This is a genomic window from Nocardioides anomalus (assembly GCF_011046535.1).
Lineage (GTDB): Bacteria > Actinomycetota > Actinomycetes > Propionibacteriales > Nocardioidaceae > Nocardioides > Nocardioides anomalus.
In genome coordinates this window covers 2,766,639-2,779,847 of record NZ_CP049257.1, presented here as the reverse complement: position 1 = coordinate 2,779,847, position 13,209 = coordinate 2,766,639, and the positions used below count along the sequence as shown (strand labels likewise).

Sequence of the window (13,209 nt, the reverse complement as noted above, 5' to 3'; positions counted from 1 at the left end):
CCGCTCCTAGCCTGGGGCCATGTTCGAGCGACGCGAGCACGACCTCACCGGCCGGACCTTCCGCAACACCGTGGTGCGCGGGGGCGACCTGCGCGGGGGCGGCGTCACGGGCCTGCGGCTGCGCGGGGTCGACGTGTGGGACGTGGAGGTGCACGGCGAGCTGCGCAACGTGGTGGTCAACGGCGTGGACATCGGACCGCTGGTCGAGGCCGAGCTGGACCGGCGCGACCCGGAGCGGGCGCTGATGCGGCCGGAGACGGGCGAGGGGTTCCGGGCGGCGTGGGAGGTGCTGGAGGGGCGCTGGGCGGCGACCGTCGCGCGGGCGCGGGGATACGACGAGGCGCGCCTGCACGAGCCGGTGGGGGACGAGTGGTCGTTCGTCTCGACCCTGCGGCACCTGTGCTTCGCCACCGACGCGTGGGTGGCGCGGATGGTGCTGGGGGACCCGTCGCCGTGGCACCCGCTGGACCTGCCGTGGGACGAGGCGCCGGGGTGGGAGGGCGTGCCGTGGGACCGCGAGGCGCGGCCGTCGCTGGACGAGGTGCTGGCGGTGCGGGCCGAGCGGCAGGCGCTGGTGCGCGGGGTGCTGGACGGGCTGGGTGAGGAGCAGCTCGCCGGCACGGTCTCGATGCCGCCGCCCGGCTGGCCGGCGTACGACGACGTGCCGGTGCGCGAGTGCCTGCTGGTCGTGCTCAACGAGGAGTGGGAGCACCGCGCGTACGCCGAGCGCGACCTCGACGTGCTGGACGCCCGGGACCGGGACGACGAGAGCGACTAGAGCGACTAGAGCGGGAGGCAGACCCGGAAGGTCGAGCCGGTGCCGGCCTCGGACTCGACCTCGAGGGCACCGCCGTGCTGCTCGACGATCTTCTTCGCGATCGAGAGGCCGAGCCCCGAGCCGGGGATGGCGTGGTGCTGGGCGAGCGAGGAGCGGAAGAAGCGGTCGAAGAGCCGCTCCTGCTCGTGGGCGGGCACGCCGATGCCGGTGTCGGCGACCTCGAGGAGGGCGCGGTCCGCCTCGGCGGTGAGCGAGACGCGGACCGAGCCGCCGTCGGGGGTGAACTTGAGCGCGTTGTCGCTGAGGTTGAGCACCACGCGCTCGAGCATGTCGCGGTCGCCTCGGACCGTGACCGGTCCGGCGGGCAGGTCGACGGTCAGCTCGACGTCGCGGCGGGCCACGGTGGGGGAGAGGACGGCGAGGGCGGCGGCGACGACGTGGTTGAGGTCGACGAGCTGGTGCTGGGCGGGCAGCTCGGCGGCGTGCACCTTGCCGAGGGTGAGCAGCTCGGAGATGAGCGAGAGCAGCCGGCTGGAGTTGCGGCTGATCCGGTCGACGGCATCGGACTGGGCCTGGGTGAGCGGGCCGAGCGCGCCCTCCTCGAGCAGCTCGGTGTAGCCCAGGATCGAGGTGATCGGCGTGCGCAGCTCGTGGCTGACGCTGGAGACGAAGGCGTCCTTGACCCGGTCCACCTCGCGCAGCTGCTCGACGGCCTTGCGCTCGGTCTCCAGGGCCTCCACCAGCGCGGCCTCGGCGCGCAGCCGGTCGGTGACGTCCTCGGAGGTGCTGACGTAGCCGATGGCCTCGCCCCGATCGTCACGGACCCGGTTGAGCGACATCTGGTGCTGCCGCTCCTCGCCGTCGTGGCGCCGGAAGCCCATCTGGGTGGGCCCCAGCCCCATCAGGTGCGCGGCGACGCTGGAGTAGTCGTCCGGCAGGTCGAGCTCGGCCGCCTTGGCGCTCACCGACGCCTCGGAGTGCAGCATCCGCGTGGACTGGCCCAGGGCCGCCGTCGCGTCGTACCCGAGCAGCCGCTCGGCGCCGGGGTTGAACAGCGTGATCGTCCCGTCGACGTCGGCGCCGATGATCGCCGTGCTGGTGATGCCGTCCACGACGTTGCGCAGCCGGTCGCGCTCGGCGGCCACCTGGCGGGCCTGGGCCTGCGCCTCGCCCACGGTGATCCGCAGGGTTAGCACGACCAGCGCGCACACGACCGCGAACGTGGCCAGCAGGATGCCCTGCATGTCGACGGGTACGCCGAACCTCTCGTCCGGTCGCGCGAAGGGGCCGTGGCCGGCGGTGGTGATGGGCATCGCGAGCCCGACGGCCACCGCCATCTGGGCCATCGCCTCGTAGGAGCCGTTGCGCAGCGCGCCCCACGCGAGCACCGGCACGATCAGCAGGGCCAGGGAGGGGAACTCGGTCGGCACCATGACCGCGACCGTGACCGCGAGCAGCACCGTCCACTGCGCGGCCCGCTCGACCGGCCCGGCGATGGGCGGCTGGATCCGGAAGCGGCAGAAGAACGGCAGCAGCGCGACCTGGGCGGCCAGGCTCGACGTGCCGGTGGTGAGCGCGAGCAGCCACGGCGTGCCCCACCCGGTCACCGCCGAGGTGATGGCGGAGACGACAGCCATGGTCAGCGCCCCCGCGGTGCAGGCGAGCAGGAAGCGGGACAGGTCGACGATGGTCAGCAGCGCGGCGCGCTCACGGCGGCCCTGGCTGGCGATCCACCAGGTCACCCCGGCCTCCGCGCTCAGCCCGAGGCCGAGCCCGAGGGCGACGTCGAAGGGCCGCGAGGCCCACAGGGTGCCGACGCCTACCGCGGCGAGCGCCGGGAGCCACCAGAGGGCGCGGGGCCGGCGGGTGAGCATCAGGGTGGCCGTGGCCAGGGCGACCGGCCAGATGCCGATGCCGCGGCCGCCCTCGGGCGTGGCGGTGACCGCCATGATCCCGAACCCGACCATGAGGGCGAGGAGCGCGGCGACGACGGCCGCGCGCAGTCGCGTGGACACCCCGTTCTCCTCGCTCAGTCAGCGGCGCCCCCGCACTGCCTTCCGTCGGTCCTGCCGGTCTTGCTCCCGCCCGTCACCCTAGGTCACAGGCGTCACGCGCCGCAGGCGAATGCGAGCCTCACTCCCGGGGCGCGTCCTCACCCACCAGGCCGTCGACCGACTCGCGGATCAGGTCGGCGTGACCGGTGTGCCGCGCGTACTCCTCGATCATGTCGACCACGCTGCGCCGGGCGTTCGGGACCTCGTCGTGCTGGGTCCAGGCGACCGGGTCGTCGAGGGTGTGCTCGGCCAGGAACGCGGCGGTCGCAGCCCGCGAGCGCTCGACCGCGGCCCGCCAGAGCGCCTCGAGCTCCTCGGGCGAGTCGTCGGCGGCGCTGCGCCACTCCCAGTCGGGGTCGGCGTCGAAGTCCACGTCGCGCCACGGCTGCGGCATCACCTCGCCGAGGCCGAGCGAGAAGTAGAAGTCCTCGATCAGCGAGAGGTGCTTGACCAGCCCGGCCAGGGTCACGGTCGACGGCGGGTGGGCGCGGTGCATCCCCCCGGAGTCGGGGCCGAAGCACTTCCAGGCGAAGGTGCGCCGGTTGCGGTCGAGGACGCCCAGCAGGGTCTGCACCTCGTCGCCGGCGGTGGGCAGCGGAGTCGCGGTCATGGACGAGACGCTAGGGGCGGTTCCGGACGTTCTTCTTCCGCTACGTCGACTAGCGTGCAGGGGTGTCCATGGACTCCGGCGACACCAGTCCGACGTCGCGGGCCCTGCTCGCCCTCGAGCTCCTCCAGGGGAGCCCGGGCATCAGCGCCGAGCGGCTCGGGGAGCGGCTAGGGGTCTCGGAACGGGCGGCTCGTCGCTACGTCGCGATCCTGCGCGAGGCCGGCGTACCGGTGGAGTCGGTGCGCGGGCCCTACGGCGGCTACCGCGTCGGCCGCGGCCTGCGCCTGCCGCCGCTGATGTTCAGCGCGGAGGAGGCGCTCGGCCTGGTCATGGCCGTGATGGAGGCGCACGGCCGGGCCTCCGGCGACGACCCGGTGGCCACCGCCGTCGGCAAGATGGTCCGCGTCCTGCCCGAGAACGTCGCCCGTCCCTTCGAGGCCCTGCGCTCGGTCGCGGCCCGGCGCACCGACCCCGACCCACCGCACCCCGAGACCACCGCGACCCTGGTCCGCGCCTCGGCCGACCAGCAGCGGGTCCGGATCGGCTACGCGCTCGGCCCGCACCGCGAGCGCACCCTCCAGGTCGACCCGTGGGCGGTCGTCGTTCGGCACGGCCGGTGGTACGTCCTCGGCTGGTCGCACCCGGCCGACGCCCGCCGGATGTACCGCATCGACCGGGTCACCTCCGTCGACGTGCTGCCCGAGCGGTTCGAGCCGCCCGCCGACCTCGACCCGCTGGCCGCGCTCGAGGAGCAGATGTCCCAGGGCTGGCCGTACGCCGTGGAGGTGGTCCTCGACGCGCCGCTCGAGGACGTGCGCCGCTGGATCTCGCGCAGCCTCGGCCGGCTCGAGGCCGTCGACGACGGGCACACCCGGCTGCTCGGGACCACCGAGAACCGCCACTGGTACGCCACCGAGATCGCCGAGTTCCCCGTGCCTTACCGCGTGGTCGGCGGTCCGGAGATCCGTGACGCCGTGCGGGACCTGGCCGAGCGGCTGAACGCGGCCCTGGACTAGCTGGGTGGGACCAGCTCGACCTCGTTGCCGTCGGGGTCGGCCAGCTCGTGCTCGGACAGGCGGGTGGCGCCGAGCCCGAGCAGCCGCTCGACCTCGGCCTCGTCGGCGCCGATGGTGAACCGCTGCGGGTTGCGCCCGAGCTTGGCCGTCTCCGGGCCGCCGCCCCACGCGACCTTCGTGCCGCCGTGCGGCGACTGGACGGCGGTCTCGCCGTCCTCGTCCCAGACCAGCGGCCAGCCCAGCGCCTCGCTCCAGAACACGCCGACCGCGCGGCTCCCGTCGCAGGCCACCTCGCCGAGGAAGCCGGTGCCGGCCAGGTAGGAGTTGCCGGGCTCGATCACGCAGAACGCGTTCCCCTCCGGATCGGCCAGCACCACGTGGCCCTCGTCCGGCCGCTGGCCCACATCGAGGTGCGAGCCGCCGAGGGCCAGGGCCTGGTCGACCGTGGCCCGCTGGTGCTCGGCCGACTCGCTGGTCAGGTGCAGGTGGAGGGTCCGCGTGCCTGGCGCCGGTGGTGTCCCCGCGACGAACCGCAGGGCCACCTGGTGCTCGGCCGACGGGACCAGCGCGTCCCAGAACGCCGTGAGCCGTTCGGGATCGAGGGCGTCGTAGGTCACCGCCGCCAGCCGCGAGGTCATGGCCTCACGCTAGGGCCTGTGGATCAAGTCGGCATCCACGCCGACTTGATCCACAGGCCCTAGATCCGGCCGAGGAACTCCAGCACCCGGGTCTCCAGCAGCTGCGCCGCCTCCGCGTCGTACGACGGGAGCGAGGAGTCCTCGAACAGGTGCTGGTCGCCCTCGTAGACGAACAGCTCGCCGTCGTCGGTCGAGGCGACCAGCTCGCGGGCCGCGTCGATGTCGCCGTCGCCGGCGAAGAACTCGTCGGCGTCCATGCCGTGCACCTGGACGGGTACGCCGGCCGGCCACGGCCCGATCGCCCACTCGCCGCTGATCGGCAGGCAGGCCTCCATGAGGACCGCACCCTTCGCGCCCGGGCGGGTCTGGGCCAGCCGCTGCGCCTGCATGACTCCCGAGGAGATCCCCGCGTAGACCAGCCCCTCGGGCAGCCCGGCGGCGACCTCGTCGGCCAGCTTCTCGAGGTCGGGACCGCCCTCGCCCTGCGAGAACGCGGCGCCGTCCTGGATCGAGTCGAACGTGCGCCCGTCGTACAGGTCGGGGGTGTGCACGGTGTGACCCGCCGCCCGCAGCCTGTCCGCGAACGCGACGACGCCGGGGGTGAGGCCCTGGATGTGGTGGAAGAGGAGTACGTCTGCCATGGCCAAGACGCTAGCCGCGGTTCCGGACGCCCTGCGTCCGCTTTGCTCCAGTTTCACCGGCCGGCCGGTGAAACTGGACCGCGGGTAGGTTCGAGCCATGGCCGCCAGGACGCTCCCTCCGTTCCGAGCCGACCACGTGGGCAGCCTGCTCCGCCCACCCGAGCTGCTCCAGGCCCGCGAGCGCCACCGCGCCGGCGAGCTCGACGCCGACGGCCTGCGCGAGGTCGAGGACGCGGCGATCGCCGACGCGGTCCGCCTCCAGCGCGACGCCGGGCTGACCACGGCCACCGACGGCGAGTTCCGGCGCACGTCGTGGCACATGGACTTCATCTACCAGCTCGAGGGCGTCGACCCGACCGACGAGAAGCTGGCCGTGCACTTCCGCAACTCCGGCGGCGACCTCGACTTCGAGTCGGCCGCGCTGAGCGTGCACGACAGGGTGAGCCTGGGCCACACGATCTTCGGCGACGCGTTCTCGTTCCTGCAGAGCCAGGTGAGCGAGGACCAGGTCGCCAAGCTGACCATCCCGAGCCCCAACATGGTCCACTACCGCGGCGGCCGGGCGGCGATCGACGAGAGCGTCTACCCCGAGCTCGAGCCGTTCTGGGCCGACCTCACCGCGGCGTACGCCGAGCAGGTCAGGCGCGTGGCCGAGCTCGGCTGCACCTACCTCCAGCTCGACGACACCAGCTTGGCCTACCTCAACGACCCCGAGCAGCGGGCGCTGGTGGCCAGCCAGGGCGGCGACCCGGACCACCTGCACGAGCAGTACGTCAAGAACGTCAACGACGCCATCCGGGACCGCCCCGAGGGGCTGCGGGTCACCACGCACATGTGCCGCGGCAACTTCCGCAGCTCGTGGGCGGCCGAGGGTGGCTACGACTTCGTGGCCGAGGTGCTGTTCAGCCAGCTCGACGTGGACGGCTTCTTCCTGGAGTACGACGACGAGCGCTCCGGCGGCTTCGAGCCGCTGCGCTACGTGCCCGAGGGCAAGCAGGTCGTGCTCGGGCTGGTCACCACCAAGAGCGGTGAGCTGGAGAGCAAGGACGACCTCAAGCGGCGCATCGACGAGGCGTCGCAGTACGTGCCACTGGAGCAGCTCTGCCTGAGCCCGCAGTGCGGGTTCTCCTCGACCGTCGAGGGCAACGAGCTGACCGTGGAGCAGGAGCAAGCCAAGCTGCGGCTCGTCGTCGAGACCGCCGAAGAGGTGTGGGGGTAGTCGTGTCGCTGCTGGACGGAGTGGCCTGGGAGGGCCAGGTCTTCAAGGACGGTCGCTGGACCGAGGGACGCGGCGGCACGTACGCCGTCGTCGAGCCCGCCACCGGCGCCGAGCTCGGGACGATGGGCCACGCGGACGCCGAGGACGTGGCCGAGGCGGCCGCGTCGGCGGCGCAGGCCCAGAAGGAGTGGGCGGCCCTGCCGCACACCGCCCGGGCCGCCGTGCTGCGCAAGGCGGGCGACCTGTGGCAGGAGCACGCCGAGGAGATCCGCGGCTGGAACGTCCGCGAGGTCGGCTCGGTGCCTGGCATGGCCGACTTCGCCATCCACACCGCCGCCGAGGAGTGCTACCAGGCGGCCTCGCTGCCCGGCCTGCCGATCGGCCAGCTGCTGCCCAGCGAGCAGCCGCGGCTCTCGATGGCCCGCCAGCTCCCGGCGGGCGTGGTCGCGGTGATCTCGCCGTTCAACGTGCCGATCATCCTCGGCATCCGCTCGGTCGCGCCGGCCCTCGCGCTCGGCAACGCGGTCCTCCTCAAGCCGGACCCGCGCACCGCGGTCACCGGCGGCACGCTCATGGCCCGCATCTTCGAGGAGGCCGGGCTGCCGGCGGGCGTCCTGCAGATGCTGCCCGGCGGCAAGGACGTCGGCGAGGCGATGGTCACCGACCCGCACGTCCGGGTCATCTCGTTCACCGGCTCGACCTCGGTCGGCCGCAGCATCGGCGAGCTGGCCGGGCGCCACCTCAAGCGCGCCCACCTCGAGCTCGGCGGCAACTCCGCCCTGCTCGTCCTGGACGACGCCGACGTCGAGCAGGCCGTCGGTCTCACCGGCTGGGCGTCGTTCCTCAACCAGGGCCAGATCTGCATGACCACCGGGCGCTACTTCGTGGCCGACGGCCTCTACGACGACTTCGTGGCCGCGCTCAGCGAGAAGGCGAGCCACCTCCCGGTCGGCGACCCAAACACCGAGCAGGTCGCGCTCGGACCGGTCATCGACGAGGGCTCGCGCGACAAGATCCACGGCGTCGTCACGGCCAGCGTCGACCAGGGCGCGCGGCTGGCGGCCGGGGGTGAGTACGACCGGCTGTTCTACCGCCCGACGGTCCTGGCCGACGTACCCCTCGAGGCGCCGGCGTTCACCACCGAGATCTTCGGCCCGGTCGCCCCGGTCACCCGCGTGTCCGGCGTGGAGGAGGCGGTGCGGCTGGCCGCGCAGAGCGAGTACGGCCTCTCCCTCGGCATCGTGACCCGGGACGTGATGCGCGGCCTCGCGGTCGCCGAGCAGATCCCCACCGGCATCGTGCACATCAACGACCAGACCGTGAACGACGAGGCCAACGTGCCCTTCGGCGGCCTCGGCGCCTCGGGCCTGGGCCGGCTCGGGGGAGCGGCGGCCAACATCGAGGCGTTCACCGAGACCCGCTGGATCACGGTGCGGGGGGAGCCGGCCACCTACCCGTTCTGAAGCGCGGCGGCGAGCCCCTCGGGGTTCGACAGCGCCACGAGGTGCCCGCCGGGGACCACGGTCGGCTCGATGCCGAGCCGGTCGCGCAGGTAGGCGCGCTGGAGCGACTCCGGGAACAGCCGGTCGTCGCGCCCGGTGATCGCGGAGGTCGGCACGTCCGGCCAGGCCTCGAGGGGGAACGGCTCGCCGCACGGCTTGTCCGCCTGCTGCGGCTCGCCCCGGGAGTAGAGGTCCTCGGTCACCTCCGCCGGCACGTCGTGGAAGAAGATCCGGCCCTCGTCCCAGTCCGGCTGCTCGGGCACACCGACCGTGCCCCACCACTCGTTGAACGTCTCGCCGGGCCGCGGCACCATCGCGTTGAGCAGCACCAGCCGCCGCACGTCGAGCCGCTCGACCGCCAGCGGCGCCGAGAAGCCGCCCATCGACTGGGCCACCAGCGTGATGCCCGTGGCGTCGCCGGCCGCGGCCACGATCGTGTCGGCGTACGCCGCGAGCCCGGCGCTCTCGTCGGCCGCCGGCAGCGTCACCGGGACCGTGTCCGGCCCCAGGAGTGGGGCGAGACGGTGCCAGTAGTGGCCGTCGCCGCCGGCCCCGGGCACGAGCACGTAGGTCATGGATGCTCCGACCCGGCCACCACGCCGGACTCATCGCTCAGCCCGTCGATCAGCCGGCGACCAGGTCCCGCCAGTCCACCTGCGCCAGCCGGTCGCGGTACTCCGCCACCATCCCCGGCCAGTTGGTGGTGATCTTGCCGCCGTCGGTGTACCAGTTGTCGCACTGCGCCCAGACCCCGCCGGACAGCCGGCCCTGCATCTCGCGGTCGTAGGCGTCGTAGGCCGCCGACCGCACCTCGAAGGTCCGCGCGTCACTGTCCGCGAGGCGCCGCACCACCTGCGCGATCCAGCCCGCCTGCGCCTCGAGCATCACGATGATCGAGCTGCCGCCGAGGTTGGTGTTGGGGCCGTAGACGCAGAACAGGTTGGGGAAGCCCGCCACCCCGATCCCGAGGTACGCCGACGCCCCGTCCGCCCACACGTCGTGCAGTCGCTCGCCCCGGCGCCCGGTCACCTCGATGGTGCGCAGGAAGTCGGTGGCCGCGAACCCCGTGCCCCAGATCAGCACGTCGGCCTCGTGGAAGGTCCCGTCGTCGGTCCGCACCCCGGTCGGCTCCACCCCGGTCACCGCGTGCGTCACCACCGAGACGTGGTCGCGGTCCACGGCGGGGTACCACTCGTTGCTGAACAGGATCCGCTTGCAGCCGATCGGGTAGTCCGGCACCAGCCGCGCCCGCAGCCCCGCGTCCCGCACCTGCCGCCGCAGGTGCGCCCGCCACGCCAGCCGCAGGGCGTTGAGCACCGGCGCCGACAGCACGCTCTCGCCCTCCTGCGCCCGCGTCAGGAGCTCGGTCACGTGGAAGGTCGCGCCCCGCTCACCCCGCATCACGGCCGGGTAGCGCTCGAACAGCGTGTGGTGGAACGGCCGGTACGCCGTGTCCGGCTTCGGCACGACGTACGGCGCCGAGCGCTGGAAGACGGTCATCGCCCCCACCCGGTCCACGATCGCGGGCACGAACTGGATCGCGCTCGCCCCCGTCCCCACCACGCCCACCCGCACCCCCTCGAGCGGCACGTCGTGGCGCCACTGCGCCGAGTGGAACGTCGGCCCCGCGAAGGTCTCGATCCCCGGCAGGGCCGGCACCACCGGGTCCGACAGCTGCCCCACCGCCGGCACCACGACGTCGGCGTCGTACGTCGTCCCGTCGGCCGTCGTCACCCGCCACGTGGACGTCGCGTCGTCGTAGGCCAGCGAGCGGACGTCCTGGCCCGTGCGGACCAGGTCGAGCAGGCCGGCGCCGGAGGCCGCGCCCTTGATGTAGTCCAGGATCTCCGGCTGCGGGGAGTAGCGGTGCGACCAGGTGGGGTTCAGCGACCAGGACCAGGAGTACAGCGGCGACGGCACGTCGCACGCGGCCCCCGGGTAGGTGTTGTCGCGCCACACGCCACCCACGTCCTCGGCGCGCTCCAGGACGGTGATGTCGTCGATGCCCTGCTGCAGCAGGGCGCGGGCCACGCCGAGGCCGCCGAAGCCGGCGCCGATCACCACCACGCGAGGAGCGGTCACGGGACGGCACCTTAGTGGGGTGGGGGTCGGTGGGTCTGGGGGCTGCGGCTCGTGGTGCGGGCTCTCGGGTCCGGCCGCCTGTGGGCTGACCCGGCCTCCGCCGGATCCGGTGTTCACCGCCGAAGGCAACCGACGCCGTGTTGCACGCGACTGCTTCCAGCCCCATTACGTCTCGTGTGCGTGCCCCACGCCGCGGATTCAGCCTTCGACGGCGAACCCCGGCCCGGCGGGGGCCGGGTCAGCCCACAGGCGGCCTGGTCTGGCGGCGGCACCGTCTCGTCTCCGCCTTCACGTGGGTGGGTGGGGTGCGGTTCGGGTTGCCGCGGACGGCGGCGCCGAGCACTTGTAACGCGCAGTTATGGGATCTTCCGACCCGTTGCGGCGGGTCGGAACATCCGACAACTGCGCGTTACAAGTGAGTGGAGGCGGACCGGAGCGTGGCCGCCACAGGCGGCCGCGCGGCCGCACGCAATTGGTCTCGGCACGATGAAGAAGCTCGAGGCGGGCAGGAGCCCAGGACGAAGAGCCCTCACCACGAGCAGGGACGGCCCCCCGATGGGAGACTGCGAGCGTGGACTTCTACTCGGCGTACGCCCACGGGTTCGCGCGTGTGGCTGCTTGCACGTTCCCGATCGCGATCGCCGATCCGGTGGCCAACGCTCGGGCGGTGCTGGAGCAGGTGCGGGCGTGCCACGACGAGGGCGTGGCGGTGGCGGTGTTCCCGGAGTTGTGCCTGAGCGGGTACTCGATCGAGGACCTGTTCCTGCAGGACACGCTGCTCGACGCGGTGCGGGAGGCGCTGGTCGAGCTGGTCGTGGCGACGGCGGACCTCACGCCGGTCGTGGTGGTGGGCGCGCCGCTCGCGCACGGGAACCGGGTGCTGAACACGGCCGTGGTCGTGCACCGGGGGCGGGTGCTGGGGGTGGCGCCGAAGTCGTACCTGCCGACGTACCGGGAGTTCTACGAGCGCCGGTGGTTCCAGCCCGGTGACGACGTGCGGGGGACCATCGAGCTGGGCGGCGAGGAGGTGCCGATCGGGCCGGACCTGGTCTTCGACGCCACCGACGTGCAGGGGCTGAGCCTGCACGTCGAGGTGTGCGAGGACATGTGGGTGCCGGTGCCGCCGAGCGCGCAGGCCGCGCTGGCCGGGGCGACGGTGCTGGCCAACCTGTCGGGCAGCCCGATCACCATCGGGCGAGCCGAGGACCGCCGGCTGCTGGTGCGCAGCGCGTCGTCGCGCTGCCTGGCGGCGTACGTGTACGCCGCCGCGGGGCTGGGGGAGTCGAGCACCGACCTCAGCTGGGACGGGCAGACGATGGTCTACGAGATGGGCGAGCTGCTCGCGGAGGCCGAGCGGTTCCCGGCCGAGGCGCAGCGCGCGGTGGCCGACGTCGACCTGGACCGGCTGCGGCAGGACCGGCTGCGGACCGGGACCTTCGACGACAACGCGCGCACCGTGGCGCCGGCGCTGCGGCGGGTCCCCTTCGAGCTCGAGCCGCCGACCGGTGACGTCGGGCTGCGGAGGCAGGTGCAGCGGTTCCCGTTCGTGCCCGCGGACGCCGAGCGGCTGGCCCAGGACTGCTACGAGGCCTACAACATCCAGGTCAGCGGGCTCGAGCAGCGGCTGCGCTCCATCGGGGACCCGAAGATCGTGGTCGGCATCTCCGGCGGCCTGGACTCCACCCACGCGCTGATCGTGGCGGCCAACGCCATGGACCGCCTGGGCCGGCCGCGCAGCGACATCCTGGCCTTCACGCTGCCGGGGTTCGCGACCACTGAGACCACCAAGGGCAACGCGATCCGGCTCATGGAGGCGCTCGGCACCACCTACGAGACCATCGACATCACGCCCGCCGCGGAGCAGATGCTCAGGGACCTGGGCCACCCGTACTCGCGCGGTGAGGAGGTCTACGACGTCACCTTCGAGAACGTCCAGGCCGGCCTGCGCACCGACTACCTCTTCCGCGCCGCCAACCAGCGCGGCGGCATCGTCCTGGGCACCGGCGACCTGTCCGAGCTCGCGCTGGGCTGGTGCACCTACGGCGTCGGCGACCAGATGAGCCACTACAACGTCAACGCCGGCGTCCCGAAGACGCTCATGCAGCACCTCATCCGCTGGGTCATCACCACCAGCCAGTTCGACGAGGACACCGACGAGGTGCTGCGGGCGATCCTGGACCAGGAGATCTCGCCCGAGCTCGTGCCCGCCCGCGACGACGAGCCCGCCCAGTCCACCGAGGACGCCATCGGGCCCTACAGCCTGCAGGACTTCACGCTCTTCAACGTGCTGCGCTACGGCTTCCGGCCCAGCAAGATCGCGTTCCTGGCCTGGCACGCCTGGCACGACGCCGACGCGGGCGTCTGGCCGCCGGCCTTCCCCGAGCAGCGCCGCGTCGCCTACGACCTGGCCGACATCCGCCGCTGGATGGAGGTCTTCATCAGGCGGTTCTTCGCCAACCAGTTCAAGCGCTCGGCCCTGCCCAACGGACCCAAGGTCAGCGCCGGCGGCACCATGAGCCCGCGCGGTGACTGGCGGATGCCGAGCGACGCGAAGCCGACGGCGTGGCTCAGCGAGCTGGAGAACGTGCCGACCCAGTAGCGCTTAGCCGGGCCTTAGCCCGCCGCTCGCGTGGCCTTGGCGCCGTCCGGTCGAACCTCGTCGGGTCAGT

11 protein-coding genes are annotated in these 13,209 nt (G+C 73.0%); 5 read left to right on the top strand and 6 right to left on the bottom strand.

Annotated features, from left to right (window positions below; all coding sequences use genetic code 11):
• The first annotated feature begins 19 nt into the window (after positions 1-19).
• Complete coding sequence (locus G5V58_RS13955) at positions 20-778, top strand: DinB family protein (protein ID WP_165233772.1); 759 nt, start codon at positions 20-22, stop codon at positions 776-778.
• Between the two features lie 5 nt (positions 779-783).
• Here the strand turns inward: G5V58_RS13955 and G5V58_RS13950 are convergent, their stop codons facing one another.
• Together G5V58_RS13950 and G5V58_RS13945 are read right to left on the bottom strand one after the other, a co-directional pair.
• On the bottom strand, positions 784-2,793 hold the full coding sequence (locus tag G5V58_RS13950; RefSeq protein ID WP_165233770.1) for an ATP-binding protein: 2,010 nt from the start codon (positions 2,791-2,793) through the stop codon (positions 784-786).
• 118 nt (positions 2,794-2,911) lie between these two features.
• Complete coding sequence (locus G5V58_RS13945; RefSeq protein WP_165233767.1) at positions 2,912-3,442, bottom strand: mycothiol transferase; 531 nt, start codon at positions 3,440-3,442, stop codon at positions 2,912-2,914.
• Between the two features lie 68 nt (positions 3,443-3,510).
• Here G5V58_RS13945 and G5V58_RS13940 point away from each other — a divergent pair, with 68 nt between their 5' ends.
• The gene (locus G5V58_RS13940; RefSeq protein ID WP_165239098.1) at positions 3,511-4,458 is read left to right on the top strand and encodes a helix-turn-helix transcriptional regulator; all 948 of its coding nucleotides are present in this window, start codon (positions 3,511-3,513) and stop codon (positions 4,456-4,458) included.
• Here the strand turns inward: G5V58_RS13940 and G5V58_RS13935 are convergent.
• Together G5V58_RS13935 and G5V58_RS13930 are read right to left on the bottom strand one after the other, a co-directional pair.
• Entirely contained in the window at positions 4,455-5,096 is a 642-nt protein-coding gene (locus G5V58_RS13935) for a VOC family protein (protein WP_165233764.1), read from the bottom strand. The two genes, G5V58_RS13940 and G5V58_RS13935, sit on opposite strands and share 4 nt — an antisense overlap.
• A gap of 59 nt (positions 5,097-5,155) precedes the next feature.
• Positions 5,156-5,737: a dienelactone hydrolase family protein gene (locus G5V58_RS13930; RefSeq protein ID WP_165233761.1), complete on the bottom strand. Its 582-nt coding sequence runs from the start codon at positions 5,735-5,737 to the stop codon at positions 5,156-5,158.
• Positions 5,738-5,834: 97 nt separating this feature from the next.
• Here G5V58_RS13930 and G5V58_RS13925 point away from each other — a divergent pair, with 97 nt between their 5' ends.
• A complete protein-coding gene (locus G5V58_RS13925) occupies positions 5,835-6,956 on the top strand; it encodes a 5-methyltetrahydropteroyltriglutamate--homocysteine S-methyltransferase (RefSeq protein WP_165233758.1) in 1,122 nt (373 codons plus the stop codon).
• A gap of 2 nt (positions 6,957-6,958) precedes the next feature.
• The gene (locus tag G5V58_RS13920) at positions 6,959-8,419 is read left to right on the top strand and encodes an aldehyde dehydrogenase family protein (protein WP_165233755.1); all 1,461 of its coding nucleotides are present in this window, start codon (positions 6,959-6,961) and stop codon (positions 8,417-8,419) included.
• On the opposite strand, the gene G5V58_RS13915 is transcribed toward G5V58_RS13920, so the two are convergent.
• Positions 8,407-9,033, bottom strand: coding sequence for an alpha/beta fold hydrolase (locus tag G5V58_RS13915; RefSeq protein ID WP_165233752.1), 627 nt, complete (start codon positions 9,031-9,033; stop codon positions 8,407-8,409). The two genes, G5V58_RS13920 and G5V58_RS13915, sit on opposite strands and share 13 nt — an antisense overlap.
• A 49-nt stretch (positions 9,034-9,082) precedes the next feature.
• On the bottom strand, positions 9,083-10,540 hold the full coding sequence (locus tag G5V58_RS13910) for a flavin-containing monooxygenase (RefSeq protein WP_165233749.1): 1,458 nt from the start codon (positions 10,538-10,540) through the stop codon (positions 9,083-9,085).
• A 571-nt stretch (positions 10,541-11,111) separates the two neighbouring features.
• On the opposite strand from G5V58_RS13910, the gene G5V58_RS13905 reads away from it, so the two are divergent.
• Positions 11,112-13,139 (top strand): NAD(+) synthase, encoded by a 2,028-nt coding sequence (locus tag G5V58_RS13905; protein WP_165233746.1) that lies wholly within the window; start codon positions 11,112-11,114, stop codon positions 13,137-13,139.
• Positions 13,140-13,209: the final 70 nt, after the last annotated feature.

Bases quoted from the DNA above. Each gene is read 5' to 3' on its own strand.
- G5V58_RS13955 (WP_165233772.1), top strand. From the start codon at position 20: ATGTTCGAGCGACGCGAGCACGACCTCACCGGCCGGACCTTCCGCAAC.
- G5V58_RS13945 (WP_165233767.1), bottom strand. From the start codon at position 3,442: ATGACCGCGACTCCGCTGCCCACCGCCGGCGACGAGGTGCAGACCCTG.
- G5V58_RS13940 (WP_165239098.1), top strand. From the start codon at position 3,511: ATGGACTCCGGCGACACCAGTCCGACGTCGCGGGCCCTGCTCGCCCTC.
- G5V58_RS13935 (WP_165233764.1), bottom strand. From the start codon at position 5,096: ATGACCTCGCGGCTGGCGGCGGTGACCTACGACGCCCTCGATCCCGAA.
- G5V58_RS13930 (WP_165233761.1), bottom strand. From the start codon at position 5,737: ATGGCAGACGTACTCCTCTTCCACCACATCCAGGGCCTCACCCCCGGC.
- G5V58_RS13925 (WP_165233758.1), top strand. From the start codon at position 5,835: ATGGCCGCCAGGACGCTCCCTCCGTTCCGAGCCGACCACGTGGGCAGC.
- G5V58_RS13915 (WP_165233752.1), bottom strand. From the start codon at position 9,033: ATGACCTACGTGCTCGTGCCCGGGGCCGGCGGCGACGGCCACTACTGG.